The following is a 25,119-nucleotide window of genomic DNA, read 5'->3' as shown; positions in this document are numbered from 1 at the left end:
CAGGCTGCTCGTACGCGCAGACCAAGTTCTTGCCCTGCCACGGGTGACGGCCCCATCCCGCCGATGGCCGCGTCAACCTGGGCCGACAGCGAGGACGGCAGGTGGACCACTGGGTGGAGAACACGCCGCTCGCCGAGTTGAGGACCACCCGGGTCAGAACCCTCACCAACTCACCAAGTACCGGGCCCACATGGCCTGGTGGCACCCCCACGCACTCAACTCGTGGGTGTGCGCGGCGCGTTGTCAGTGGCTCCCGGTACGTTTTGCGAGCCACGGGCCGCGAGGCCGCGGCGTACACATCGCGACCGGTACTACTGGTACGCCCCGGACGACGTAGGGACACGCATGGAACCCGTATTCGCCGACTTCTCCACCAGCCCGGCCCAACTCTCGAACGCCGTGGTCACCCACCACCGCTGCGGCATCGCCCCCTCACACCTCGCGCTGGGCGCCGGCGGTCACATCAAGGTGGACTTCACGGTGGGCGAGCGGGAGGAGATCAACGAGGCCGTCGTCACGGTGACTGTTCTCGGTGCGAGCGCTCCGATGGACGTCCTGCTCAACGGCAAGACCCTCGCGGAGCGGCTGGCGATACCGGCGGACCGGGGGCACAGCGACCCGCAGGACACTGTCCTCACTGCGCCGGGGGAACTGTTGGCCGCCGGCGACAACGTTCTTGAGGTGCGCAGCCCCGAGGGCGCGGACACACTGCTGCGCCTGCGTGCCGTCACCGTGGCTCCCACGCACGACCGGGACCGGGCGGAGCGCGCCATGGCGGCCCGGGCGGCCAACCGGTCCGTCGTCGCCTTCAGTGCCGAGGTCCGCGCCTCCGGCTCCACCGCCTGGCAGTCCGCTCCCCGACTGCTTCTCCACATCGACACGGGTGAGCGTGTCATGCCCGCGCACCTCTCCTGGCGCGGGGCGGACGGATCGGAGGCGGCGATCGGGCTGAGCGCGGACCTGTCCCGTTTCCTGGGACACCGCAGGACTGTCGACGGTGCTGTCACCGAGTACCGCGGCACGCTCACCGACCGCTGGGCCTACCCCGAAGGCACGACCGGGGCCCGGCTGCACCGGTTCTCCACCGAGGAGGGACACGACGGCGCATGGTCCCCCTCTGGCGAGCTGCGGCTGCTGCTCGACGACGGAGGGGCGCCCGTGGAGCGCGTGTCCTGGACCGACCGGCGCGGCACCACCGCCTCGGTCGCCCTGAGCCGCGTGAACTCCGCCGGCACGCCCGAGGTGCGGCAACCCGTCGGCGAACTGCGGGACATCACTCGCACGGTCGCCGACGTCGAGGCGAGCGACGAGTTCTACGCGGCGGGTGAGGTCGCGGAGAACCTGCTCAGCAAGTCCCCGAGCAAGTGGCTGGCGGACGGTGACACCGCCGTGCTGGACTTCACCCTTGAGTACCCCGCCGCGGTCACCGTTTACCGGCTGACCTCGGCGAACGACGCCCCCGAACGGGATCCGGAGGAGTGGGAGCTCCAGGGATCGCACGACGGCGGTCACTGGACGACCGTGGACTCCCGCACCCGCGAAGACTTCAGGCAGCGATACGAGACGAAGGAGTACCCCGTCGCCTCCCCCGCGTCCTACGCCCGCTACCGCCTGAGCATTACCGACAACCACGGCTCCGAGCAGACCCAGCTTTCCCGGGTCCAGTTCCTCACCGCCGAGGTCGCCGCCGGGCCGGCCCATGGTGCCGCCGACTTCACCGGCTACCGCGCGTCCCGCGGGGGCGACCCCGTCGGATACCGGGGTACGACCGTCCCCGGCCCCTGGTCCGACACCGCCGGTCGGCAAGAGGGCCAGGAAGCGGGGCAAGCCCTGCAGAAGCTGCTCGCCGGCGACCTGGGCGAGACGGCCCGCGGCCTGGACGACGCCGCCCGGCTTGTCGCCAAGCTGGCCGCATATCTGAAGAATTCCTGAAGCCCCATCGCCACACCGGCGAGTTCGAGAGGTCGTCGCAACACCGTGGTCGATTGATCAGGCCGCGGGCAGTGTGGACAGGCGCTCGGCTGGGGTTGCCCAGCTGAGCGTTTCGCATGCGCAGGCTGTTGAGATCGGCGGCCACTGTCGCCAGGTGCGCGGGGCGTAGGCCGAAAGGTCGGCGTCCTTGGGGGTGTACTGCCGAGGCGGGCCGTTGGTGCTCTCGTTCGAGCCAGGACGGAACGAACGCGACCACGGCGGCCAGCAGGCCGCCCCCCGCTCGTCACCAGCAGTTGGGACAGCGCACCGGCCTTCATCACTACCGTCACCAGCGCAAGCGGCCCGCCACAGGTCGCCGGACCGGATGCCCCAGTCCAGGCGCCTGCGGGCGGCTCCGTCCGGGGGCGGGGCGGTGCAGAACGGTCAGGAAGGTAGCCAGGGTGAGGGTCGCCTCGGTAGGGCGCGTCGTGGGGGCGCGGTTGGCGGGCTCGCCAGGCGACCAGGTGGTGAGAGCGTCACGGTCAAAAGCGTCCAAGACGGCGAGGAGGGGGACGTTCAGGTGTACGCCGACAGTTGGCAGGTGTGCGGATGCCGGTTCAGCACCTCAGGGTGTTCTGGAGGGTCTCGGGGACCTGGAAGAGGGTGAGACCGGCCCGGGGACTTTTGGGGACGGTCGTTCTTTGGTGGGGAAGGAGTGGGCGGCGGACACGTGGGTGACGTGGCGGTGCCAGCCTGGCCAGGACTGGCCTTCGAAGTGGTCACGTCCCAGGCCGTGTTTGAGTTCGCGGTGGTCATGCTCGATGCGCCGGCGGACCTTGGCCAGACACACGAGATCGGCGATCGGGGTATCCGCCGACAGGTTGGACAGCCGGTACTCGGTGGGGCCTCGGCGTCTTCGGCCCATTCGATCAGCAGCCAGCAATCGGGCAGGATCCCGTCCCACCAGCCTGGGGGCTGTATCGAAGTGGCTACAGCCATTCGGTGACAGCGGCGATGGTCACGGTGACCTCGTAGTGCAGGGCGCGGTCAGTACTGTGGCAACCGCCCTGAGCCGACTACCGACGCTCGACTTGAGTCAGACGGAACCTGTGAGGGTCGCTCGTGGAGGAGAGTCGGGTGTCTCTCTGCCGCCGGTGTCAGCGGCGGCTGCGGTCGCTCGGCGGGTCGTTCAAGCGGTCACCGTCCACCCGGGTTCCGGCCTGTTTGATCTGGCGGAAGATAGGGCTGATCTCCATGCCTTCGACGCCGGGCAGGGTCCCGACGCGATCGGTGGTGAACTCGAACAGCCCGTCGAGGTCGCGACACTGTACGACGGCGTGGAGGTTGGACGGTCCAGACACTGCGGCAGCGAATCCCACCTCGGGCATCTGCGCCATCGCCCGCCCGACAATTTTGATCTTGGCTGGGTGGGCTCGCACCCACAGGTTCGCCCGGGCTCGGTATCCCAGGGCCATCGGTGCGATCTCCACGTCGATGTAGGCCACTCCGCTGGAAAGCAGTGCGTTCAGACGTCGTGACGCTCGGCCCGGTGTGAGGTCGGCCGCAACTGCGAGGTCGACGAGACTGGCCCGTCCGTCGGCGGCAAGAGCCGCGAGCAGCTTCTCGTCATGGGCGCTGAGCTGCGACGGTTGATCCCGTACGACCGGCTGTTCGGTGTAGGGCCTGTCGCGGAACCCGAGGGCGGACTCCTGCTCGGGGGTCAGGGTTCCCGTGAGTGCGGCCCAGTAGTGCCCGCGTCCGCCGACGAACTGGCGGAGGATCACCGATGCTTGCAGGTCGAGCACAGCGGCGATGCGGGGCAGCCGGCGGCCCAGCAGGTCGTCGCGCTGCTCCTGTGAGCGCGACCGCACGGCGCAGGTCACCTCGGAGCCGGCAGCGCTCAGGGCGACCCAGCTGACGTCGTCACGTTGCGCGAGTGCTTCGGCGATGGCCGTGACGCTGCCGGGCCGACAGCGCAAACGCACCATCCACTGACTCTGCCCGAGCGCTCCTGGGTCGACGACCCCGATCACCCGGATCACCCCGGCACGCCGCATGCGGCGGTAGCGGCGGGCGACGGCCAGTTCGGAGATCCCGAGGACCGTCGCGACGGTCGCGAATCCGACCCGCGGATCAACCTGAAGGGCGCGAAGGATTCGCACATCATCCGGATCCAGCATGACGGAATCAGCGATCAGAGGGCGCTGCATAGCGGCAATACTACAGAAGGCGCCGTTTCTGGACCGTTGAGCACCGGGCGTGGCCGAGGCTTGCACGGCTACGACGGAAGGAGTGCACAATGCGCAAATGGTTGCCGCTGTCGGCTGTGTGCCTGGGCACGTTCATGCTGCTGGTGGACGTGACGATCGTGAACGTGGCGCTGCCCGACATGGCCGCCGACCTGCACACCTCGCTGGGGGCGCTGCAGTGGGTCGTCGACGGATACGCCCTGGCGCTGGCTGCTCTGCTGCTTGGCATCGGCTCGCTCGCCGACCGGATCGGCCACAGGCGGTGCTACATCGGCGGGTTGGCGCTGTTCGCCGTGGCGTCCTTGGCCAGCGGACTTGCCCCGACCACGTCGGCGCTGATCACCGCCAGGACCGTGCAGGGTGTGGGCGCCGCGGCGATGTTCGCCACCACGTTCGCGTTGCTGAACAGCTCCTACACCGGACGGGACCGTGCAACGGCATACGGGATGTGGGGAGCGGTGTCCGGCGCCTCGTCCGCGGCCGGACCACTGCTCGGAGGCCCGCTGACGCAGGGCCTGTCCTGGCGATGGATCTTCTTCGTCAACCTTCCGGTCAGCGCGGTGGCGATCGCGACGTGCCTGTTCGTGCTGCGTGACGGGCACACCCGCGACACCCGGCGCCTGGACATGGGCGGCGTTGCCCTGTTCACCGTGGCGATCGGCTCGCTGACCTTCGCGATGATCCGTACGAACGAGCACGGCTGGAGTGACCCGGCATGCTGGTCGATGCTGCTCACCGGCGCGGTCTTCCTGCTCGCGTTCGTCATCGCCGAGAGCCGGATCGCCGAGCCGGTGCTCGACCTGGCGCTGCTGCGCAACTCGACGTTCAGCGGAGTCCTCATCGCGGCCGTCCTGCTCAACTTCGCCGCGTACGTGTCCTTCGCGTACACGTCGATCTGGATGCAGTCGGTCCTGCGTCTCTCGCCGGTGACCGCCGGCCTGGTCAGCCTGCCGATGTCGGTCGCGGCGTTCGTCGTGTCCGCGTCGCTGGGCCGCGCCATGCACCGATGGCGGCCCGGCCGCGTGATCAGCGGCGGGATCCTCCTGATCGGCGTCGGTGATCTCCTCGCGGCCGCGCTCGTCGACGCCTGGCCATCGTGGCCCGCGCTGCTGCCCGGGTTCCTCGTGGTCGGCCTGGGCGTCGGATTCGCCGCCCCGCCGCTGAGCGCGACCGGTATGGCCGCGGTACCACCCCAGCGCGGCGGCATGGCCGCCGGTGCCATCAACACCGCCCGCCAGGTGGGATTCGCCTTCGGCATCGCCCTGCTGGGCAGCGTCTTCACCGCCGGTACCCAGCACGCCCTCGTCCGAAAGCACCTGACCTCGGCGACCGCCCTCGCTCACGACGTCGCCGCCGGGCAATCCGCCCAGGTCCTGCACTCCGCCACGCCCGGATCCCGCGACACCATCGATCAGGCGATCCGTGCCGCGGCTGCCCATGGCATCGACATGCTCCTGTTCGTCGCCGGGATGATCGGCGTCGCCGCCGCCCTGATCTCCTTCCTCATGATCCGCCAACGGCCGAGCGTTGAAGACACCCCTGAACTGCCGGGTCGGCTCATGTTTCGACAACGCCGTCAGCGAGGCGTTCAACAGCGTGCTCAAGGTCGAGTACGTCCACCGCCGCGCTACCCGCACCAAGGCCCGGCTGAAGATCGCGACCGCAAGAGCGGCAGCCGGTCGGCGCCGTACTGTCACAGCGGCTGGAGCCGACCGCCATAGCAGAGCTCGTTGGAGAATCCGATGGTCTCCGGCATGCACCCGAAGTGTTCCTGGAGCATCAGCCTGCCGCGGTCTCCGGCCGGACCGGACGTGATGTCGAAGAGGCCGGCTGGGCTGCTACGGAGTGAAGTAGCCGTCCAGCTCGGCGAGGTAGGCGTCCTTGACGGCGTCGGGCAGCCAGGCGACCTCGAACGCGTTGCGCTGCAGTTGTACGAGTTCTGTGCGGGCGAGCGGAGTGGTGGCCTGCACCGCGAGGAGATTCTCGGTGACGTAGCCGTTCATGTAGGCCGGGTCGTCGGAGCTGATGGTGACGCGTAGTCCGCCGTCGAGCATCTTGCGAACGGCGTCCTGCCAGGTGGAGCCGCGCACGTAGCTGTTGGAGATCGGGCAGACGGTCAGACCCAGGCCACGCGCTTTGATCTCGTTCTGGAGGTCCTCGCTCTCCAGACAGTTCACGCCGTGGTCGATCCGGTCCACCCCGATGACGTCCAGGCACTGGCGGATGTGGTCGACAGAGTTCTCCTGGTCCACGTCGCAGTGCATCGTCAGCTGGTAGCCCTCCCCTCGTGCCCGTGCGAAGACGGCGGCGAACTTGACCGGCGGGTTGTCCCGCTCGTCCGAGTCCAGCCCGACCCCGATGATCCACTCCTGGTAAGGAAGAGACTCCATCAGCGTGGCCATGGCGTACTCGGCGGAGAAGTCCCGCATGAAGCACATGACGAGCTGTGCCCGCACGTCGAGCAGCCGGCGCGCGTCCATCAGCGCCCGGCGAAGACCGCGGATCACCGTGCCGAACGTGATGCCGCGGGAGGTGTGCGCCTGCGGGTCGAAGAAGATCTCCGCATAGCGGATGTTCTGTTCCCTCGCTTTGTTCAGGTACGCCCACGCCAGGTCGTAGAAGTCGGCCTCGGTCAGCAGGACCGACATGCCCTCGTAGTAGCAGGCGAGGAACGACGGCAGGTCGTGGAACGCGTAGCCGGCCCGCATCTCGTCCGCGTCGGCGTACGGGAGCGTGACGTTGTTCCGGGCGGCGAGGGCGAACTTCAGCTCCGGTTCCAGCGTGCCCTCGATGTGCACATGCAACTCGCACTTGGGCAGGTGTGAGATGAACTCGGTCAGGCCTGTCACGAGTCCTCCGTCGAATCGGCGATAATATTTACCATTCGGCTTCTTATGTAATGTTTTTTAGAGTGTGTGACTTGCAACGACCTCGGCGTGGGTGGAGGAGAGCCCTGAGGACCGGACAAGGTTGACTCCCGCCGGTGTCCTCGCGGTGGTTGCGTTCGGCGAGACGGTGGGTGAGACGGACCCGGTTCTCGTCGGTGGGCAGGGTCTCGGGCACGTCGGCCAGTTCGGACAGCACCCATGCGGGGAGTCGGGCGCCCAACGTGGTGGCGAGGGCGGAAGTGTCCATTGAGCAGGTCTCCGGTGGTAAGCAGGACGGGGGCACAGGTCGACGAGGAGGGCAGGTCCGCGGGAAGGGGAACAGGCTGCCCGGCCCGTCGGGGTTATGTGCCCGGCCGGATGTTGGGCGCGAAGCGGGCCAGGGCGACGGTCTCGATCGCAGCGATGATGTTGTATGCGAGTGCGGATACGGCGGTGAGGACCGCGACCGAGGCCCAGAGGTGGTCGTAGTCGAAGGTGGAGGAGTCCTTGAGCATGGCGTAGCCGAGGCCCTGTCCGGTGGAGAGCCATTCGGCGAGCATCGCGCCGATCAGGGCTCCGGGGACGCCGACGCGGGCGCTGGCGAAGAACGCGGGGACCGCGCTGGGCAGCATGACCTTGCGGGCGACGGTCCAGCTCCCGGCGCCGTACGCGCGGCAGAGGTCGGCCGCCTGGCGGGAGGCGGAGCGCAGGCCGAAGGTCATGGTGACCAGGGCGGGGAAGAAGACGATCAGGCCGCTGATGACGGTGGTGGCCATCAGGCCGCGGCCGAAGATGAGGGTGATGAGCGGGGTCATCGCCACCAGGGGCACGGACCGGACGACGACCGCCATCGGCAGCAGCGCCTGCTCGACGCTCCGGAGGAGAACGAAGACGACCGCAACGCCCACCGCCGCCGCCAGCCCGGCGACGAAGCCGAACCCGGCGTCGAGCAGCGTGCGGCCCAGGCCCGAGGAGACCAGGGAGCGGTGGGCGCCCGCGTCCGCGCCCGTGAACAGGTAGCGGAAGATGTCGACGGGTGACTTGGCCACCAGCGGGTCCAGGTCGTAGACCTGAAGGAAGACGATCCACAGGACGATGACGGCCGCCATGGTCACGACCACGTTCAGCAGCGGGCGCAGTACGCCCGCCGCGAAGCGCAGCGCGGGGGCCGTTCGCGGCTGTGTCGCGGTGCTCATACGCCTCCGCCTTCCACTGTCGTCGTGCGCGACCACGGCAGCGCGTAGCGGGCGATGAGCCCGACCGCGCCGTATGCCATGCCCGCCACCGCGCCGGAGACCAGGGCGATGCCCCAGGTGCGGGGCACGTCGAGCTGTTGCTGGGCGATGGTCATGGCGATGCCGAGGCCGCTGTCCACGCGGCCGAGGTACTCGCCGATGATCGCGCCGAGCAGCGCCGCAGGACCGGCGATCTTGAGGGCGGCCAGCGTGCTGGGCAGTGCGGCGATCAGGCGGACCCGCAGCATCTGCTGCCAGCGGCCGCCGCCGTAGGCGCGTACCAGGTCCAGCGAGGCCGGGTCGGCCGAGCGCAGCCCGAGCAGCGCGCCGATGAGGGTGGTGAAGAAGACCGACAGCCCGGCCATCGCCGACATCGGCTTGTCCCCGTCCAGGACGAGGGACAGGATCGGGCCGATCGCCACGATCGGCAGGCAGTAGGAGGCCACCGCGATCTGCGTGATCACCCGCTCCAGCACGGGCACCAGCAGCACCAGCACCGCCAGGCCCAGCGCCAGCGCGTTGCCGACCAGATACCCGGTCAGGGCCTCGCCCACGGTCTGCTCGACATGCGGGCTGTAGAAGGTCCAGCCGTCGTCGAATACGCTCGCCACCACCGCCCAGGGGGTGGGTACGCCGTCGCCGGGGCCGAAGACCGTGGTGGACAGCAGCGACCACGCCCCGATCAGAGCCGCGATGCCGACGGCCCCGCCGGTCCAGGCGGAACGTCGCGCCCTCATGACGCCTCCGCCGCAGGCTCGACGGCGCCGACGGGGGCGTCAGCGCGGCCGAACAGGAGTTCCGACAACTGGTCGGCGTACGCGTGGAACTCGGCCGAGCGCATCATCTCCGGGGTACGCGGCCGGGGCAGGTCGATGGTGACGACCTCCACGATCCGGCCGGGCCGGGGGGACATGACGGCGACGGTGTCGCTGAGCAGTACGGCCTCGTTGATGGAGTGGGTGACCAGCAGGGTGGTCACCGCGCGGGCCTGCCAGATGCGCTGGAGTTCGAGGTTGAGCCGCTGACGGGTCATGTCGTCCAGCGCGCCGAACGGCTCGTCCAGCAGGAGCACCTTGGGGTCGACGACCAGCGAGCGGGCGATGGCGACGCGTTGCCGCATGCCGCCGGAGAGCTGGGCGGGGCGGGCCTTCTCGAAGCCTTCGAGGCCGACCAGTTTGATGAGGTCGGCGATGGCGGTCGGGTCGGGCTTGATGCCGCTGATCTCCAGCGGCAGCCGTATGTTGGCGGCGACCGAGCGCCATGGCAGCAGCGCGGCGTCCTGGAAGGCTATGCCCAGGTGGTGCCGTTTGCGGGCCGCCTCCGGGTCCTCGCCGTGCACGAGCGCCGTACCGGAGGTGGGGCTGTCGAGCCCGGCGAGGATCCGCAGAACGGTCGACTTGCCGCAGCCCGACGGCCCGAGCAGCGCCAGGAACTGGCCCTCGGTCGTGTCCAGGTCGACGCCGGCCAGTGCGGGAACGCGGTGCCGGCCTAGCTTGAACTCCTTGCTCAGCCCGCGCAGGGACAGCCCGGTGCCGGTGCCGGTGCCGGGTGGTGCGGAGTCGTCGGATGACGTGGGAACAGCGGCTGCGGAACTCATCAGTTGGCGACCTCGGTGTGCGGTGTGTAGTGCGGGTATGGGAAGCCGGTACCGGTGGGCCGACGGACCGCACCGGTACCGCGGAGCTTCAGATGAGGCTGGGGTTCTCCTTGTAGATCTCTTCGATGATCGAGAGGTCGAAGAGCTTGGCGGCGGTGATGTCGAGGCCGCCGTACTTCAGCGTCTTGATGTTCTCCGCGATCAGCTCCGGCGTGATCGTGAACAGCCCGTTCTTCTTGGTGTCGGCGGTCACGAGCAGCTTGTTCTCGTCCGCGGACTCAAGGGTCTGCTCCTTGGTCGTCAGCCCGAGCCCCTTGCCGTACGTCTCGGCCGCGAGCTTCGCACCGAGCGCCGGGTCGGCGATGCTCGCCTTCCATCCCTTGATCTCCGCGCGCAGGAACGCCTTGAGCAGGTCGCGCTTGTTGTCGATGGTGTCCTGGCGGACGATGTACGTCTCCGAGACCAGCGGGTAGCCGGTGTCGGCGAGCAGCATCGTCGCGACCTTGAAGCCCTTCAGGCGCAGCGTGTTCGGCTCGTTGGTCACGAAGGAGAACCAGCCGTCCACGGTGCCCTGGGTCAGGGGCAGCGGGTCGAACTGCACCGGCACCTTCGTGATCTTCGACTCGTCCAGCCCGGTGGCCTTGATGTATGCCGCCCACACGGACTCGTTGCCTGCCTGGACGCCGATCTTCTTGCCGTACATGTCCTCCGGCTTGGCGATCGGGTCCTTGGCCATCGACATGATGCAGAACGGGTTCTTCTGGTACTGCGCGCCGATGATCTTCAGTGGTGCGCCCTTGGCGACGGCGGCGCCGGTGATGTCCGGGGCGCTGATCGCGACGAGCGCCTTCTTGGTGACGACGTCCGTCTCCATCGGCGTCGCGGACGGGCCGCCGCCGATCAGTGTGACCTTCGAGAAGCCCTCGTCCGTGTAGTAGCCCTTGCTGTCCGCGATGTAGCTGCCCGCGAACTCGACGTTCTTGATCCAGGACAGCCGCAGCGTCAGCTCACCGAAGCTCTTGGCACCGGAGGACGAGGAGGACGCGGACGAGGATGAGTCGGAGTCGCCGCAGGCGGCGAGCAGCGGGCCGCCGAGCAGCACGGCACCGCCCAGCTGCAGTCCCCGCTTGAGGAAGAGACGACGGTCGGTGGCGGCGAATGCTCTGTCGTCGCTGCTCATGCTGTTGGTCATGGGGATGGTTCCTTTTCGCGTGGTGCCGAGCGGGCTCGGTCGGATCAGAGGTCGAGGAGGAGTTCGGGGGTGCGGGCGCGGGAACAGCAGATGGTGATCCGGTCGCCCGCCGCGCGCTCGTCCGGGGTCTGGGCCTCGTCGCGGTGGTCGGGTTCGCCGGCCAGGACGGGGGTGAGGCAGGCGCCGCAGATGCCCTGCTCGCAGGACAGCTCGACCTCGACGCCATGGGCGGTGAGGACATCGGCGATGGTGCGGTCGGCAGGGACGGGGTAGCCGATGCCGGTGCTGGCGATCCGTACGGTGAATTCGGCAGCGACTTCGTCTCCGGCGGGCGCGGGGGCTGCCGGGGCGAAGCGTTCGGTGTGGATCTGGCCGGGCTGCCAGCCGGCGGCGGCCGTCTCGGCCATGACGTGGGTCATGAAGCCGTCGGGCCCGCAGACATAGACGGCCGTGTCCGGGTCCGGGGCCAGCAGTTCGGCGGGCAGCCCCGCGCGGATGTTGTCCCCCCGGTCGCTGTGGTGGACCACTGCCCGCTCTGCGAAGGCGGAGGTCCCGAGGCGTTCCAGCAGCGGGGCGTCTGCCGCGCTTGAGGTGTAGTGGTGCAGGACGAACGCTGCTCCCCGCGCGGTCAGGGCCTCGGCCATCGACAGCAGGGGCGTGATGCCGATGCCGCCCGCGACGAGCACATGGCGCCGGGCCGCCACGAGCGGGAAGTGATTGCGCGGGGGTGAGATCCGTAGCCGCCGGCCGACAGCGAGGTCGCGGTGCAGGGCGCGTGAGCCGCCCCGGCCGGCCTCGTCGCGCCGTACGCAGATCAGGTAACGGCCGGTTTCCTGGGGGGAGTTGCACAGGGAGTACGGACGGATGAGGGAGGGCCCGAGATGGATGTCGATGTGAGCGCCCGCCTCGAAGGACGGCAGGGCTCCTCCGGTCGCTGCCCGGAGTTCGTAGGTGTGGCTGGTGGCGGAGGCGAGGGAGATCGCATGGACGATGACGTCGAGGGTTTCCACAGCCGCCCCCCTACGCGGTGAAGAAGTGGCTCAGGCCCAGGTCGCGCAGTCCGCGGCGGTAGGCGATGGAGCTCCGGTCGGCCGGGATGTGCACTTCGAGCCGGGGGTCCAGGGGGAGGTTCTCGGGTTTCTGGACCTCGACGATGGCCCGGTCCTCCTCGAAGACCGTGCGGTTGAAGTCGTATACCGCCTGGACGGGTTGGTCGGTGTCGAAGTTGCGGGCGATCGGGGCGAACATACGGGTCTGGCGGGCCGACACCGGTGAGGCGGCGTTCATGATGTTCAGCAGCCCGCCTCCGGGGAAGTGCACCACCAGCGTCGCGGTGAACGGCAGGTGGACGTCGAAGTGGCGTAGCCACCGGAAGCCGGGCGGGGCCTGCTTGTCGCTGCCGTGCGGGTAGTTGGAGGCGGTGCTCCAGTAGTCGACGGAGAACCCGTGCTCGTGGCGGACCGGGGCGTAGTCGGGCACGACGGTGTCGTCCGGGTCTCCGAAGGAGTTCAGATGGACGAAGCCGAAGTGGGCGACGTCCAGGAAGCCTTCGAGCTGGCGGCCTGCGAACGCGGCGATGTCGATGCTGGGGCAGTTGATCCGCTGGAAGCCCTCGTCGTCCCAGTGGGCCATGGCCGGGATCACCGGGTCGGCGTCCGCCGGTCGCAGGCAGGTCCACACCAGCCCGTACCGCTCGACGACGGGGTAGGTCCGCAGGTTCAGCCGGGACGGGATCTTCGACTCGGGATGCGCCGGCACCTGCACGCACCGCCCGCCGTCACCGAAGCGCAGCCCGTGATACGCGCAGGTGATGCCGGTGCCGTCGCCCGCGCCGAGGCTGAGCGGGACGCCCCGGTGCGGGCAGATGTCGTGGGCCACGACCACGTCGGCACCCGCCCGGTAGGCGACCAGGGTCTCGTCGAGCAGGCGTACGGCGGTGGGGGCGTCGCCGATCTCGCTCGATCGGGCGACCGGGTACCAGTGCCGGGCGAGGATCGCCCAGTCGTCGGCGTCGAACGTGCAGTCCCGGGGCAGGGCAGGACGGGGCGGAGCAGTGGTCATGCGAAGGTCCTTCTACGTGGCGCGGCCGATACGGCCCGGCAGGCACCTGTAAGGCGCACGCGCCAGGACTACGGCGTAGGAGAAGTGCGTGGCAGTGGCAAAAGCGTGCGGCGACAAGCCGATCTCGGGCGAGCGACACCGTGGAACCGCGGACCGGGCAGGGCACCGGCCGCGATCATCGCTGCGAGGTCAGACGTGAGAGCCCTCGGACGCCGGATGTGAACCGTGCGCCACGCGTCCGCGGGTCCAGGCCGACTGGTGGACACGGCACCGGAGGTCCGTGCCGCACTCGCTGACAAGGCTCATCGCGCTTCCCTCCGTGCTCAGTGCCGACTGTCTGTCGCCGGACGACCAAGCCGAGAGTGACCCACGGAGATTGCCCAGTCATTCCATGTTTGTTACTTACGGATTCCATGCCCGGTTTTGACCCGGGATGCCGAAGCGAGCCCTCCGGCGGGTGACGCGCGACCGGAATCGGCGGCTGGCCACGGACACGCTGCACCACCTGGCACGCCGGGCGACGCCTCGGTCGCCGCCGACACCCAGGCGCGTGGAACAGCGCCGCCAGGCAGGACTACCGCGGCCAGTAGCGGGGCGGTTCCTTGGCGGGATCAACCAGATCGAATCGCTGCTTGACGCCGGGGTGCCTCGAGTTCGCGGACGATCAGCGGCATCGGGGCGATCACTCCCCCCATGGCCAGGCCCAGACCCTTCCCGGCCCGCTTGATATCGCTGACATGGCGCACGCGGTCCCGGGCTGTAGCTATCCACGTAGAGAGCGAAAGACACCGCGTCACGGGCCGCGCCCTCGACGACACTGACACCTCCAGGGCACGCGTGACCCTGGGCAGGACGAGTGCTACACCGACTCGCCGAGGTCTTGCGCGATCCAGCCCGGTGCATCCAGGCGCACGGGCTGAGCGCCGACCAGCGCCGCCAAGTGCGTCTCAAGACTCGCGAGTTCGGCGGAGCCGATCTGCCGCTCCCACTGTTCGCGCAACTCGTCGAAGATCACTTCACCTTGTCGCAACACCTCGAAGCCGAGTGCGGTGACGTGAAGGCGTTTGCGGCGGGCGTCCAAGGGGTCCGTATCGCGTGCCACGTATCCGCGTTCCTGCAGCACCGCGATGGTTTTCGCCGCTGCCTGCTTGGAGACCGACAGGCGCCGGCCCAGTTCTGAAGCGTTGTCCGCACCGGCGGTGATGGACCGCATGGCGAAGTCGTGGACGGGACGCACGTCCTCGTAGCCGCGGCGGGCCAGTTCGGCGGTCGCGGCGTCCACCAGCGAGCGGAAGCCTCCGAGCAGGAGCAGTGCGAGATCAGCGCCGGATCGTGACATGGAAGAAGACTACGGCCACGCACCTGGACAACGACAACCTTGTTGTCTAATGTCATCGACAACAAGGTTGTCGAAATGAGGAGGAGCAATGGGCGCCACGCCTGCAGGCCGCACACTTCCGGGGATCACGCACCACCGCGCAGAGGTCAACGGAACCCAGCTGCACTACGTAGCGGCGGGAACCAGCGGATCCCCGGTCCTCCTGGTCCACGGGTTTCCCGAGACCTGGTGGACTTTTCACAAGCTCATCCCGCTCCTTGCGCAGACCCACCGAGTCTTCGCCGTCGACCTGCGCGGCTTCGGCGACTCCGACAACGGGCCTGGCGAGTACGACAGCACGTCCTCGGCCGAGGACCTGCATCTCCTCGTCGAACATCTCGATGTCGGCCCGGTCCACCTCACCGGGCAGGACATCAGCGGGGCGACCGTCTTCCGCCTGGCGAGCACGCACCCGCAGAACGTCCTCAGTCTCACCGCGATCGAAATGGGCCTGCCGGGGTTCGGCCTCGAAACGCGGGCCGACATCACCCACGGCGGCGCCTGGCACATCGGCGTTCTCGCCGCCCCCGGCATCCCCGAGATGCTCCTGGCCGGCCGCGAGCGCGAGTTCCTGGGACAGTTCGCATTCCCCGCCTTGAGCGCGACCCCCGAAGCGATCACCGACGCCGACATCGAGGAGTTCGCCCGCACTTACGCGCGCCCCGACGGCTGGCGCGGAGCGATCGGCCTCTACCGGTCGATGCTGCGGGAGGGCCCCGAAATCAAGGCTCTCGCCGACACGCACGGCCTGACCGTGCCCGTACTCGCGGTCGGCGCGGGAGGCGGCCCCTTCACGGCGGGCACCATGTCCCAGGCCACGGCAACCGAAGTGAGCTCGGTATCACTCGACGGCGTAGGTCACTATGCCGCGATGGAGGCCCCCGACGAGTTGGCGAAGGTCATTCTCGAATTCGTCGGAAACATCGACGCCGTCCAACCGTTCCAGGTGACCAGCAGGAAAGATCACCCAGACGTGGGCCTTGACCCGGAATGACCAGCTCCACGTCGATCAGCTGACGACTGCGGGATTGCACCGCAACGACGCCGGCGTAGATCATCAGGCCCTTCCACGTTATCGCCGTCAACGCGCTGATCCGCCCCCCTGGCTCTACTGACGCGACACCCGCACCGCCCTGCGGGACGCCCTCCGCGAGATGCACGAGATCCTTCACGCGGTGGCCGACGGGCTCGATCGGGGGCGGTGGGACGCCGAGGAGGCCGGCACCTGCCACGAGCGCGGTCCTCGACAACGCCGCGCTCCACACCGCCGATGTGACCCGCACCGTCGTCGAGGCCGCCGCCGAGTGCCGCCCGGCCGCACGGCCCCGCCCCGTCCACGCCCGCCGCTACGCCGCGTTCCTGCGCCACACCGCCGGCACTCTCCGCCTCTACGCCCCGAGTCGTTTCGGTCACCAGGGCGACCGCGAACTGCGTCAGGCCGTACGGGAAGTGCACCGCACGCTCGACGTCCTGCGCCACCGCGTGACCCAGGTGGGGCCGGACAGCATCGGCGAGTTCGCCATCTACGGCACCCTGCTGGCCCAGGCCCACCGCCTGGCCGGCCGGCCCGCCGCGCGCCTGCCCGAGCCTCAGGGCGCGTGACCAGGACGGTAGGGCCTGACGATCTCGCGCGTCGCCGGGTCAGGCTGGGGCCCGGCCGGCCGAAGGTGTCACCTCCTCGGTCTCGTACCGCTCCGCGGGCTCGGGCGAGGGTACGAGCATCAGGCGCAGCCCGAGGGTGGCGCAGAGCGGGCCCAGGGCGCACATCGCGGCGGCGCTGACGAAGGCGGCGTCGAGGTGGCCGACGTCGTAGCCGAAGCCGCCGAAGTACGTGGCGAAGAGGGACGCGAAGCCGAAGAACATGCCCGGGATGAGGGCGAACGGCTTGAGTCGGCCGGTCGCCAGCAGGGTGCCGTTGACGACGAAGATCACCACGGCCAGGGCGAGGGTCCGGGCGAAGGCGCCGGTGCCGAACATGGTGTCCGTCTCCCGGTTGAGCAGTACGGCCACCACACCGAAGCCCGCCCCCGTGGTGGTGGCGGTGACCATGGCGATCGCGTTGGAGCGGCTCGGACCGCCCTGGAGGAAGGTTCCCGCCCAGGTGATGAAGATCGCCCAGGTCGGCATCTTGAGCGGGCTCATCAGCAGGAAGACGGTGGCGAAGGCGACGATCGAGGCACTGACCTCGTGCGGGAGCTTGATTCGTCCGATGTGCATGGCTATGCCAATCCGCCCGGCTTGGACAGCAGTTCCCTGAGACCCGTGTCGATGAACGCGGTGTCCGTCGGGTTGCTGCCGTGGCCGGCGAAGTGGCCCCAGATGCCGGGGATCACGCGGAGTTCGGCGCCCGGTATGTGGCTGACGGCCCACGCCTCGTCCTCGGGCGGGAAGTACAGGTCCTTCTCGGCGGGCATGTCGAGCGTGGTGGCGCGGATCGAGCCGAGCGCCGCCTCGGTGTCGCCGTCGAAGCCCGGGGTGAGCCCGACGTCGCCGTTCTGCCAGGTCCAGAGCATGGTGAGCAGGTTGTTCGGGTCGCGGCCGTCGAGGAAGAAGCCCTCCCAGAAGCCGACGAGGAAGTCCTCAAGGGAGGTGTGGCCGAGCTTCTCGTACTCCTTCTCCCAGTAGAACGCCTGGGAGAAGCCCCATCCCGCGTACACCCGGGCCAGCGCCCGCAGTCCGGTGGTCGGCCACTTCTCGTCGTACCAGCCGCCGTCGTAGACCGCGTCGGCGGTCAGTGCGGCCTTGACGCCCTCCAGGAAGACCTTGTTGTGGAGGCTGGTGCGCGGGGAGCCGCAGAAGGGGGCGATCCGCTCGACCATCTCCGGGTGGCTGACGGCCCACTGGTAGGTCTGCCCGGCGCCCATCGACCAGCCGGTCACGAGCGCGATCCGCTCGATGCCGAACTCCTCGGTCACCAGCTTGTACTGGGCCTCGATCTGGTCGTACACCGTGATGTGCGGGAAGCGGGCGCGGTCGTACGGTGGCGGCGTGTTGCTCGGTGAGGTGGACAGGCCGTTGCCGAGCATGTTCGGGACGATGATGAAGTACTGCTCCGGGTCCAGGGCCAGGCCGGGGCCGATGAGCCACTCGTTGTCCCAGTGCCGGCCGGAGTACCAGGTGGGGTAGACGATCACGTTGGACTTGTCGGCGTTGAGTTCGCCGTAGGTGGTGTAGGCGAGGTGGGCGCCGCGCAGGGTGGCGCCGCCCTGGGTGGTGAAGTCGCCCAACTGGAAGGTGAGATGGTCGCGCATGAGTGGAACTCTCTTTCTTTGAAGGGGAGTTACGAGGTGACGGCGCACTGGCCGCGGTCGGCCTTCCTCGGTCCCTCGGCCGTCGGCCGGATGTCGAAGTCGAAGATCGCGGTGGGGAGGTAGAGGGTGCTGCACGCGTTCGGGATGTCCACGACCCCGCTGATCCGGCCCTCGATGGGGGCCGAGCCGAGCAGGAGGTAGGCCTGCTCGCCGCTGTAGCCGAAGGTGGTGAGGTAGTCGACGGCGTTGAGGCAGGCGTTGCGGTAGGCCATCGTCGCGTCGAGGTAGTGGTTGGTGTCCGTCTCGTGGTCGACGGAGATGCCGACGAACGAGATGAACTCGGTGTACTGCGGTGCGACGTTGCCCGGCATGAAGATCGGGTTGGTCGTGACCCCGTACTTCTCCATGCCGCCCTTGATCAGGTCGACGTGCAGGTCGATGTAGCCGCCCATCTCGATGGCGCCGCAGAAGGTGATCTCGCCGTCGCCCTGGCTGAAGTGCAGGTCGCCGCCGGAGAGGAGGGCGCCGGGGACGAGGACGGGGTAGAACACCCGGGAGCCGCGGGTGAAGTTCTTGATGTCGTGGTTGCCGCCGTTCTCGCGGGCCGGGACCGTGCGGGCGCCCTCGGCTGCGACACGGGAGGCGGCCTCGCCGGTCGCCGTGCCGGCCAGCGCGTTCTCGGCCAGCGGGGGCAGGGCGAGGGCCGGCACCCGGTGCGGGTCGGTGTCGATGAGGGCCTGCTCGCGGGCGTTCCAGCGGGCCAGCAGCTCGGCGGAGGGTGCGGTGCCGAAGAGCCCGGGGTGGGTGATTCCCGTATAGCGGACGCCGGGGATGTGGCGTGAGGTGGCCTGCTGGCCGTGGAAGTCCCAGACCGCCTTGTAGGAGTCGGGGAAGCGGTCGGTGAGGAAGCCGCCGCCGTTGTCCTTGGCGAAGACGCCGGTGTAGCCCCAGCCCTGCCCCGAGCCCTCGCCGCTGGACTGCGGTACGGGGCCGAGGTCGAGGATGTCGACGACGAGCAGGTCACCGGGCTCGGCGCCCTCCACCGCGATCGGCCCGCTGAGCATGTGGGCGTGGGAGAGGTCGACGTCGCGGACGTCGTTGGCCGAGTCGTTGTTGCCGATCTGGTTGTCGGTCCAGTCCCGGCACTCGATGCGGAAGTCCGAGCCCGGCTTCACGGTGACGGCGGGCGGGATGTCGGGGTGCCAGCGGTTGTGGCCGGGGACCTTCTGGTCGCGCATGGACATGGACTGGTCGACGCTGAAGACGACTTCGGGCATGGGACGGCCTTTCGTGCTGTCGTGCCGGGGACGGACTCAGGACTTCAGGACTTCAGGGCTTGGGCAGGTGGGCTTGTCGGGGGTCGGCGGCCGGGGTAGCCCGGCGGTGGGCCGGCGGTACTCCGGTCACGACGCGGGGTTCGTGGGCGCTGGCCTCCTGGGCCCGCAGGGCACGGGCCAGGGGGGCGGGGACGCGGGGGAGGAGGGGGGCAGTGAAGACGCGGTGGGAGAGCTCACCGCAGGTCTCGCAGGGTTCGTCGGGGAGAGCGCGGCCCATCGGACGGGTCACGTCGAAGGTTCCGCAGCCCGGGCAGCGGTACTGGTATGTCGCCATGGACAACTCACTTCCAAAAGCTTCGGGAAGAAAATATTTCTTCCCGAAGTAATTGGGCAAGAGTTCACCGTGTTACGTGCGTGTAAAAGGATGGGGGGGCGCCGCTGTCGTCTAGGGCAGTTGCTGGAGTACGTCCCACTGCAGGCCGTCGGCCGCGGCGAGGAAGACCCGCTGGCGCAGGTGGCGGTCGCGTATCTGGACGGTGCCGCGCGGAGTCTCGTACTCCAGGCCCTCGGCGCGTGCCAGAATCGTTTCCATGTCCGCGCCGCCCGCCCGGCGCAGTAGTTCGGTGAGCATGCGCACGCCCTCGTAGCAGGACTCGCCGAGGCTGTTGAGCACCGGCGCGTTGGGGCCGAACCGGCGTCCGTACGCGGCGGCGAACTCCAGGCCGGACGCGGTGGGCAGGTCCTCGAAGTAGCCGGCCGAGGTCATCAGGCCCCGGGTGTTGTCCGGCCCGGTGGCCAGCAGGACGTTCTCCTCGATCAGCGAGCTGAACCGGATGTGGTCGCGGTCGAGCCCGGCGGCGGTGAACGCGCGGTTGAACAGCACGGCGTCGTCGCCGATCAGCAGCATGAGCACGGCGTCGCAGCCGCTGGCCGCCACTCTGGCCAGGACCGGGCCGAAGTCCCTGGTGCCGAGCGGCACGTACATCTCGTCACAGACCTCGCCGCCCAGTTCCCGCAGGTAACGGTGGGCCGCGCGGGCCGAGGAGCGGGGCCAGACGTAGTCGTCGCCGACGATCGTCCAGCGCCGGATGCCGAGCTCGTCGGCGAACCACCGCAGCGAGGGCCGCAGTTGGCGGCCCGGGGTCTCACCGGTGAGGAACACGCCGGGCGAGCGTTCTCCGCCCTCGTAGAGCGCGGTGTAGACGTAGGGTACGCGGCCGTCGATGCGCGGGGCGACGACCTCGCGGACGGCGGAGATGTGCCAGCCCGCCACCGCGTCCACGACCCCGCCGGTGATCAGTGCGTCGATCTCCGTCGCCACCTGCTCGGGCGGTGCTCCGCCGTCGACGAGTGCCAGCCGCAGTTCCCTGCCCAGCACGCCCGAGCCGGCGTTGACCTCCTCGGCCGCGAGCTGGGCGCAGCTCTCGCAGGACGGTCCGAAGATCCCGGCGGGTCCCTGGAGGGGTATCACCAGGGCGACGTCCAGCGCGTCCCGGGTCCGGCCTGCCGGAGAGCCGAGCCGGACAGACGCCTTCTCGATCATAGGGCTCACACTAGCGATTGGTTGCTACGAGAATATTTCACGGCGATAAGGAAATGACTGTATCGTGGACCCACTCCACGTGAACCTTCGCTGTGGCAGCAGCGAGCGCGCACGACCGCTACTGCCGCAGACCACCCCACACCATGACGACACTGGGCAGGGCAATGACCACGACCCCGGCGGCCGTATCCGAACGCGACCTGGCGCGAGCGCTCACGCTCGTGGAGCGTGGCGTCGTCCAACGGCTCGGTGAGGCGCTGAAGGCGGAGGGCACGACGCTGGAGGAGTGGCGCGTGCTGTCGATCCTCGGTGACGGTGCCGGCCACGCCATGGCCGAAGTCGCCGAGTTCGCTCTGCTGACGGCGCCGACCCTGACCAAGGTCGTCGACCGCATGGTGTCCCTCGGTCTCGTCCTGCGGCGGGTGGACGACGAGGACCGGCGGCGTGTCCTGGTCTTCGCATCCGAGCGGGGAAGCGAGGCGCTGCCCCGCTGGACCGCCGCCGTCGAACGCGAGCAGGAGCGCATCGTGACCACCCTCGGCACCGAGGAGTCGGCTCTGCTGCGGACACTGCTGCAACGGGCCGCAAGACGGCTGAGCTGACGAGCGGCAGGTGCGACGGGGAGACCGAAGGGCGTGGCCGTGACCCGCACGGGTGTCGTGGGACCGGTGACGGACATCTGCCGGGATCTGTTCACGGACGCGCGAGTCCTGTGCCACGCGCCGCACGCGTTCGGCGTCTCGGTCCGCGAAGCGTGGGGCCCGCTGTCGGCAGGCGGAACCGTGGTGGTGGCCCCGGACGGGCGGTGGCATGGTCGGCCGGTCGTTCGCGGGCGACGAGCCGGTCGGCCCCTTCCTCCGTGCTGGGGAGGGGGTGGCGCGAGGGCTGGTGATCTCCGAGGCGCGGCGCGGGCATCCGGGTCGGATCGCCCTCTTGCCGGTCGGGCGGGGAAGGAGAAGGGGAAGGGGGCCGCAGGCCGTGGCAGCGTGACTGCCCGGTGCTTCGGCCGGGTTCGTATCGCCTGTGCGTTTCTCCCGCGCCGCGCCGCTCAGGAAGAAGGACATACGGTTCCCGCCGGGATGGTCCTACCCGGCGGGAACCGCATGACCGACCCGGACGGTGGTGCGGAGTCCGGACGCCGGGCGGGGCCTGCCGGCCACGTACCGCATGTCTTTCGACCGACGTTTGTGAGTGCCCGTCAGGAATCGGTCTGGGCCTGCAGCTCCATTGCGGCCAGTTCGGCTTCGAGATGGGCCATGGCCTCGCCGCCGGCCATGAGGTCGGTGATCTGTTCCGCCGCACCGGCGGCCGTAGCGCCGCCGTTCTCGCGTCCATCCGGAAGGCCGTCGAGGAGCTGATCGCCGAACGGGGCAGTGGCGCGATCACCATCCCGATGGTCGCGGAGCGTGCCGGAGTGAATCACTCCAGCGTCTACCGGCGGTGGGGCGACGCCCGGACCATGATCAACGACCTGGCGACCTATCGGCTGGACCCCGACCGCGACCTCCCCGACACCGGTGACGTGCGGGCCGATCTGGCCGCGTGGGCAAGGGAGTTGGTCAGCCACTACAGCGTTCCGGTGAACGCCGCCATCCTCCGGGGCGGGGCCGCCGCGGCCGGTGAGAGCGAGTCGGACTGTCTGCACGACAGGCGGGCGGAGGCGGCGGCCTTCGCCGCGCGGTCCGGCGGCGCTTTCAGCGGTGACGATGTCATCGACCGGGTGGTGGCCCCGATCATCTACCGCGTGATCTTCCTGCCCTGGACCCTGTCCGAGATCGACACGAACGCCTACGTGGACGAACTCTGAAGCCGGCGAACCGCATGATCGTGGCTCCGTACTCGGGATCCGTCCGCCGGATCTAACGCCCTCACCTATATGGGTGAGGGCCGAGCATCCCACCGCTGATCCATCCTGCTTCCGGACCGAACGAGGCGTGCCCCGGGCGCCGGGCAGCGTATGCAGCCCGAAGGACTCCGTCGCAGCCTCCTGCCCTGCCGCTCGGCGCGCCGCTCGGACGGACATTGGAGGCCGGTGTGAAGTAGCTGGAGGTCCAGACCTCGACGGTCGAAGGAACGAACGGAATCAGCTACGCGTACTGGAGCCGAGGGGCCGGCGCCCGCTGGTTCTGCTGCAGCACTTCCGGGGGAACCTGGAGAACTGGGATCCCGATCTGATCGACGCGCTGGCCGCTGCACGCGACGTCGTCGTCTTCGACAACGCGGGTGTGGGCGCAACCACCGGGACCACCCCCCCACACCGTCGCGCAGATGGCCGACGACGCGAGCGTCTTCGTCGAGACACTCGGGCTCGACGACGTCGATGTGCTCGGCTTCTCCATCGGCAGTTTCGTCGCCCAGGAGCTCGCACTCACAAGGCCGTCGCTGGCGGGAAAGCTGGTCCTGGCCTCGACCGCACCCCAGGGCGCCCCGGGCATGCACGGCCGGGCGCCGGACATCATCGGCGCGATCGGGGAAGCGACGACCGACGCCGACGGCATGCGACGGCCCGGGCCGTCTACGGCATCCGTGAGAACCCTGGAGAGGACCCGGTCCAGTTCATCGCCGGCGGCTGGCTCCAGCCTCCACCCGGTTTATCCCTCACCTATTGAGAGGCAAGGTCGGATGACAAAGAGTGACGAGTCCTTCATGACTGTCGAAGAGGCGCGCAGGATCTCGGACGACGTGATGATCGTGCGTGGAGAAGCGACGGGGGCGCCGGTGAAGGAATTTTGGGGCGCCGCGCCCGTGACCTGGCGGCAGCCTTGATGGAGATCGAGCACGTCCCCGACATTCCGATGTTCCGCAAGAACACCGCCGCCTTCGTGCACGAGATTTCCGGGGAGGTTTTTTCGAACGTCGACGGCGACGGTACATATGTGCGTGTCCAAGTGCTCACCACCGCGGGCGCGTTGGACCGCGACAAGCAGCTCGCGGTGGTGCGCCGACTGACCGATCTCGTCGCCGCCGCGTCAGGGGACGACTCCCTGGCGGAGCGCACCTGGGTCCTTCTCACCGAGGCACCCGAGGGAGGCTGGGGCCTGGCCGGACGCGCTCACACGAACGCGGACCTGGTGTCGGCCGCACGCGCTCAGCTTGCCGAGATCGCCGCCGCGAAGAACGCGTAGCGACTCGGCTGACCGCCGTAGGGAAGCCGCCGCGCTCCACGGGGAGGCGGTCTCAGCTCGGCAGTTGCTGGGAGCCGGCGTGCAGTTCCTGCCCCCAGGGGGCGATCAGGGTGTGTGGGGCGGCCTGGGTGAGTACTCCGCGGAGCCAGTCGCCGCAGTCGGAGGCGAGCGCGGTGTGGCCGGTGCGGAGGGCGTCTTTGCCCAGGGCGAGCAGGAGGCCGCCCCAGTATTCGGCGTGGTCCTTGAGCGTGAAGCGCAGCTCGCCGTGGCCGGAGGCCACCGAGTAGCACATGTGGATCTCGCGGCCGGTCAGGCGCCAGCCGTCCCCGGCCGTGCCCGTCGTATCGCCGAGGGCGCGGGACACGGCCTGGGCGGCGGCGGGCAGGAAGCCGAGGTGGCTGCCGCGCAGGGTGGGCGACCAGCAGTCCGTCTTGCGGCCCCCGTTCACGGTCAGCGCCTCGGCGAGATTGGTGGCCCAGAGCTGCTGCTCCGCGCCGGTGGCGTGCAGGGCCTCGGCCAGGGTGTGCGGGCCCGGGGCATCCAGGTACTCCGTCACGGCCCAGGTGGCTTCGCGCAGGGTGTCCTGCGGGTCCAGTTGGGAGAGGATTCCGGGGTCCAGCAGGCCGCTGCGGGGCTGCCCGGTGCGCTGCACGACTGCGGCGCGGCGGCCGAGGAGCTGGGAGGCGGAGGCGGTCACTCCGTTGCCGGCGAGGAACTCGGCGAAGAGGCGTCCCACGTCGAAGGCGGAGTCCGCCAGCTTGCGGCGGCCCTGGCTGTGGTGGAGGAGCATGGCCCGGCCCGCGCAGTCCACGAGGGTGGCGAGCCCGGTGACGGCATCGTCGCCGCGGCCCATGGCGCGGGAGTTGTCGTTGTAGAGACGGACCGCCTGGTCGTAGGCGGCGACGGCGAGTTCGGCGTCGCCGCTGCCGTACTGCGTCCGGCCGAGGACGGCGGCGCTCCTGGCGAGGGCGTACCAGTCGCCGTGCGCGGCGTCCACCGCGTCGTTGGCCTGGTCCACGGCGCTGAGCAGGGCGCCCCTCCGCAGCGTGGCGAGCGGTTCGGTGCCGGGCTGCCCGTCGAGCGGGTCGTAGGTGAAGACGGACCGGGCGGAAGAGGACCCGGGCGACGGCGTCCCCGGTGAGCGTGGCGGTTCCGAGCCGTCTCTTCGGTCGTGCCGGTCTCCCCGCCGCCAGAACGCCATGCCCTGTTCCCCCTTCGTGATCCCTCACGATGCAACAAGCGTGCGCTGAACAGATGTTCGCAGGGTGGCGCGACCTCGACAAGGCCGGTCGGCCCGCGCGCGGGCCGACACTTCCCCGCCCGGATCTCTATCGGTTCTGCGTGTCGTCACTCGCCGTCGCGGGTCAGGCTTCCGGTCCGTCGCTCGTGTGTCCCTCTTGTCCGGGAGCGTGCCGATGACGGGGAGTTCGATC

General features: G+C 69.4%; 23 protein-coding genes and 2 pseudogenes. 9 read left to right on the top strand and 16 right to left on the bottom strand.

From position 1 onward, the window contains the following. The first annotated feature begins 345 nt into the window (after positions 1-345). Entirely contained in the window at positions 346-1,932 is a 1,587-nt protein-coding gene (locus OH768_RS04740) for an alpha-1,2-mannosidase (protein WP_406450331.1), read from the top strand. A gap of 604 nt (positions 1,933-2,536) precedes the next feature. Here the strand turns inward: OH768_RS04740 and OH768_RS04735 are convergent. Beyond that, positions 2,537-2,874 (bottom strand): annotated as a pseudogene (locus OH768_RS04735) (IS701 family transposase); the annotation flags it as partial. Positions 2,875-3,068: 194 nt separating this feature from the next. After that, positions 3,069-4,121: an Lrp/AsnC family transcriptional regulator gene (locus tag OH768_RS04730; protein WP_406450329.1), complete on the bottom strand. Its 1,053-nt coding sequence runs from the start codon at positions 4,119-4,121 to the stop codon at positions 3,069-3,071. An 89-nt stretch (positions 4,122-4,210) separates the two neighbouring features. Here OH768_RS04730 and OH768_RS04725 point away from each other — a divergent pair, with 89 nt between their 5' ends. Further along, entirely contained in the window at positions 4,211-5,881 is a 1,671-nt protein-coding gene (locus tag OH768_RS04725; RefSeq protein ID WP_406450327.1) for an MFS transporter, read from the top strand. Between the two features lie 117 nt (positions 5,882-5,998). On the opposite strand, the gene add is transcribed toward OH768_RS04725, so the two are convergent. The 8 genes from add to OH768_RS04685 form a co-directional block, all read right to left on the bottom strand. Next, positions 5,999-7,009 (bottom strand): adenosine deaminase, encoded by a 1,011-nt coding sequence (gene add, locus OH768_RS04720; RefSeq protein ID WP_406450325.1) that lies wholly within the window; start codon positions 7,007-7,009, stop codon positions 5,999-6,001. Positions 7,010-7,389: 380 nt separating this feature from the next. Continuing rightward, the gene (locus OH768_RS04715; protein ID WP_406450323.1) at positions 7,390-8,223 is read right to left on the bottom strand and encodes an ABC transporter permease; all 834 of its coding nucleotides are present in this window, start codon (positions 8,221-8,223) and stop codon (positions 7,390-7,392) included. Beyond that, positions 8,220-8,999: an ABC transporter permease gene (locus tag OH768_RS04710; protein ID WP_406450321.1), complete on the bottom strand. Its 780-nt coding sequence runs from the start codon at positions 8,997-8,999 to the stop codon at positions 8,220-8,222. The genes OH768_RS04715 and OH768_RS04710 overlap by 4 nt, the downstream gene beginning before the upstream one ends. Then, complete coding sequence (locus OH768_RS04705) at positions 8,996-9,859, bottom strand: ABC transporter ATP-binding protein (protein ID WP_406450319.1); 864 nt, start codon at positions 9,857-9,859, stop codon at positions 8,996-8,998. Before OH768_RS04705 ends, OH768_RS04710 begins: the two co-directional genes overlap by 4 nt. A gap of 88 nt (positions 9,860-9,947) precedes the next feature. Continuing rightward, positions 9,948-11,051, bottom strand: a complete 1,104-nt coding sequence (locus OH768_RS04700) for an ABC transporter substrate-binding protein (protein WP_406450317.1) — start codon at positions 11,049-11,051, stop codon at positions 9,948-9,950. 44 nt (positions 11,052-11,095) lie between these two features. Further along, complete coding sequence (locus OH768_RS04695; RefSeq protein ID WP_406450315.1) at positions 11,096-12,061, bottom strand: PDR/VanB family oxidoreductase; 966 nt, start codon at positions 12,059-12,061, stop codon at positions 11,096-11,098. Positions 12,062-12,071: 10 nt separating this feature from the next. Beyond that, positions 12,072-13,112, bottom strand: a complete 1,041-nt coding sequence (locus OH768_RS04690) for a Rieske 2Fe-2S domain-containing protein (protein WP_406450313.1) — start codon at positions 13,110-13,112, stop codon at positions 12,072-12,074. A gap of 859 nt (positions 13,113-13,971) precedes the next feature. Beyond that, complete coding sequence (locus OH768_RS04685; protein ID WP_406450311.1) at positions 13,972-14,451, bottom strand: MarR family winged helix-turn-helix transcriptional regulator; 480 nt, start codon at positions 14,449-14,451, stop codon at positions 13,972-13,974. 88 nt (positions 14,452-14,539) lie between these two features. Between OH768_RS04685 and OH768_RS04680 the strand changes: the two genes are divergently transcribed. Both OH768_RS04680 and OH768_RS04675 read left to right on the top strand, forming a co-directional pair. After that, a complete protein-coding gene (locus OH768_RS04680) occupies positions 14,540-15,484 on the top strand; it encodes an alpha/beta fold hydrolase (protein WP_406450309.1) in 945 nt (314 codons plus the stop codon). A 278-nt stretch (positions 15,485-15,762) separates the two neighbouring features. Next, complete coding sequence (locus tag OH768_RS04675) at positions 15,763-16,092, top strand: hypothetical protein (RefSeq protein ID WP_406450307.1); 330 nt, start codon at positions 15,763-15,765, stop codon at positions 16,090-16,092. A 39-nt stretch (positions 16,093-16,131) separates the two neighbouring features. Here the strand turns inward: OH768_RS04675 and OH768_RS04670 are convergent, their stop codons facing one another. The 5 genes from OH768_RS04670 to OH768_RS04650 form a co-directional block, all read right to left on the bottom strand. Next, complete coding sequence (locus OH768_RS04670) at positions 16,132-16,707, bottom strand: DUF1097 domain-containing protein (RefSeq protein ID WP_406450305.1); 576 nt, start codon at positions 16,705-16,707, stop codon at positions 16,132-16,134. A 2-nt stretch (positions 16,708-16,709) separates the two neighbouring features. Further along, the gene (locus OH768_RS04665) at positions 16,710-17,741 is read right to left on the bottom strand and encodes an alpha/beta fold hydrolase (protein ID WP_406450303.1); all 1,032 of its coding nucleotides are present in this window, start codon (positions 17,739-17,741) and stop codon (positions 16,710-16,712) included. Positions 17,742-17,770: 29 nt separating this feature from the next. Then, the gene (gene fmdA, locus OH768_RS04660; protein WP_406450301.1) at positions 17,771-19,018 is read right to left on the bottom strand and encodes a formamidase; all 1,248 of its coding nucleotides are present in this window, start codon (positions 19,016-19,018) and stop codon (positions 17,771-17,773) included. 52 nt (positions 19,019-19,070) lie between these two features. After that, entirely contained in the window at positions 19,071-19,352 is a 282-nt protein-coding gene (locus tag OH768_RS04655) for an FmdB family zinc ribbon protein (protein ID WP_406450299.1), read from the bottom strand. A 111-nt stretch (positions 19,353-19,463) separates the two neighbouring features. After that, entirely contained in the window at positions 19,464-20,561 is a 1,098-nt protein-coding gene (locus OH768_RS04650) for a substrate-binding domain-containing protein (RefSeq protein ID WP_406450297.1), read from the bottom strand. Between the two features lie 164 nt (positions 20,562-20,725). On the opposite strand from OH768_RS04650, the gene OH768_RS04645 reads away from it, so the two are divergent. The 5 genes and pseudogenes from OH768_RS04645 (at position 20,726) to OH768_RS04625 (ending at position 23,686) form a co-directional block, all read left to right on the top strand. Further along, positions 20,726-21,163 (top strand): MarR family winged helix-turn-helix transcriptional regulator, encoded by a 438-nt coding sequence (locus OH768_RS04645; protein WP_406450295.1) that lies wholly within the window; start codon positions 20,726-20,728, stop codon positions 21,161-21,163. 21 nt (positions 21,164-21,184) lie between these two features. Beyond that, positions 21,185-21,919: pseudogene (locus OH768_RS04640) on the top strand (hypothetical protein); the annotation flags it as partial. Then, entirely contained in the window at positions 21,811-22,368 is a 558-nt protein-coding gene (locus tag OH768_RS04635; RefSeq protein ID WP_406450293.1) for a TetR/AcrR family transcriptional regulator, read from the top strand. The pseudogene OH768_RS04640 and the gene OH768_RS04635, both read left to right, overlap by 109 nt. Before the next feature lie 416 nt (positions 22,369-22,784). After that, complete coding sequence (locus OH768_RS04630; protein WP_406450291.1) at positions 22,785-23,327, top strand: alpha/beta fold hydrolase; 543 nt, start codon at positions 22,785-22,787, stop codon at positions 23,325-23,327. After that, a complete protein-coding gene (locus OH768_RS04625) occupies positions 23,327-23,686 on the top strand; it encodes a 4-oxalocrotonate tautomerase family protein (protein WP_406450289.1) in 360 nt (119 codons plus the stop codon). Before OH768_RS04630 ends, OH768_RS04625 begins: the two co-directional genes overlap by 1 nt. A gap of 52 nt (positions 23,687-23,738) precedes the next feature. On the opposite strand, the gene OH768_RS04620 is transcribed toward OH768_RS04625, so the two are convergent. After that, positions 23,739-24,887, bottom strand: a complete 1,149-nt coding sequence (locus tag OH768_RS04620) for a hypothetical protein (RefSeq protein WP_406450287.1) — start codon at positions 24,885-24,887, stop codon at positions 23,739-23,741. Positions 24,888-25,119 lie beyond the last annotated feature (232 nt).

It is taken from the genome of Streptomyces sp. NBC_01622, from assembly GCF_045209635.1.
Lineage (GTDB): Bacteria > Actinomycetota > Actinomycetes > Streptomycetales > Streptomycetaceae > Streptomyces.
The sequence above is the reverse complement of the archived record's forward strand: the minus strand, read 5'-3'. Positions and strand labels throughout refer to the sequence as shown.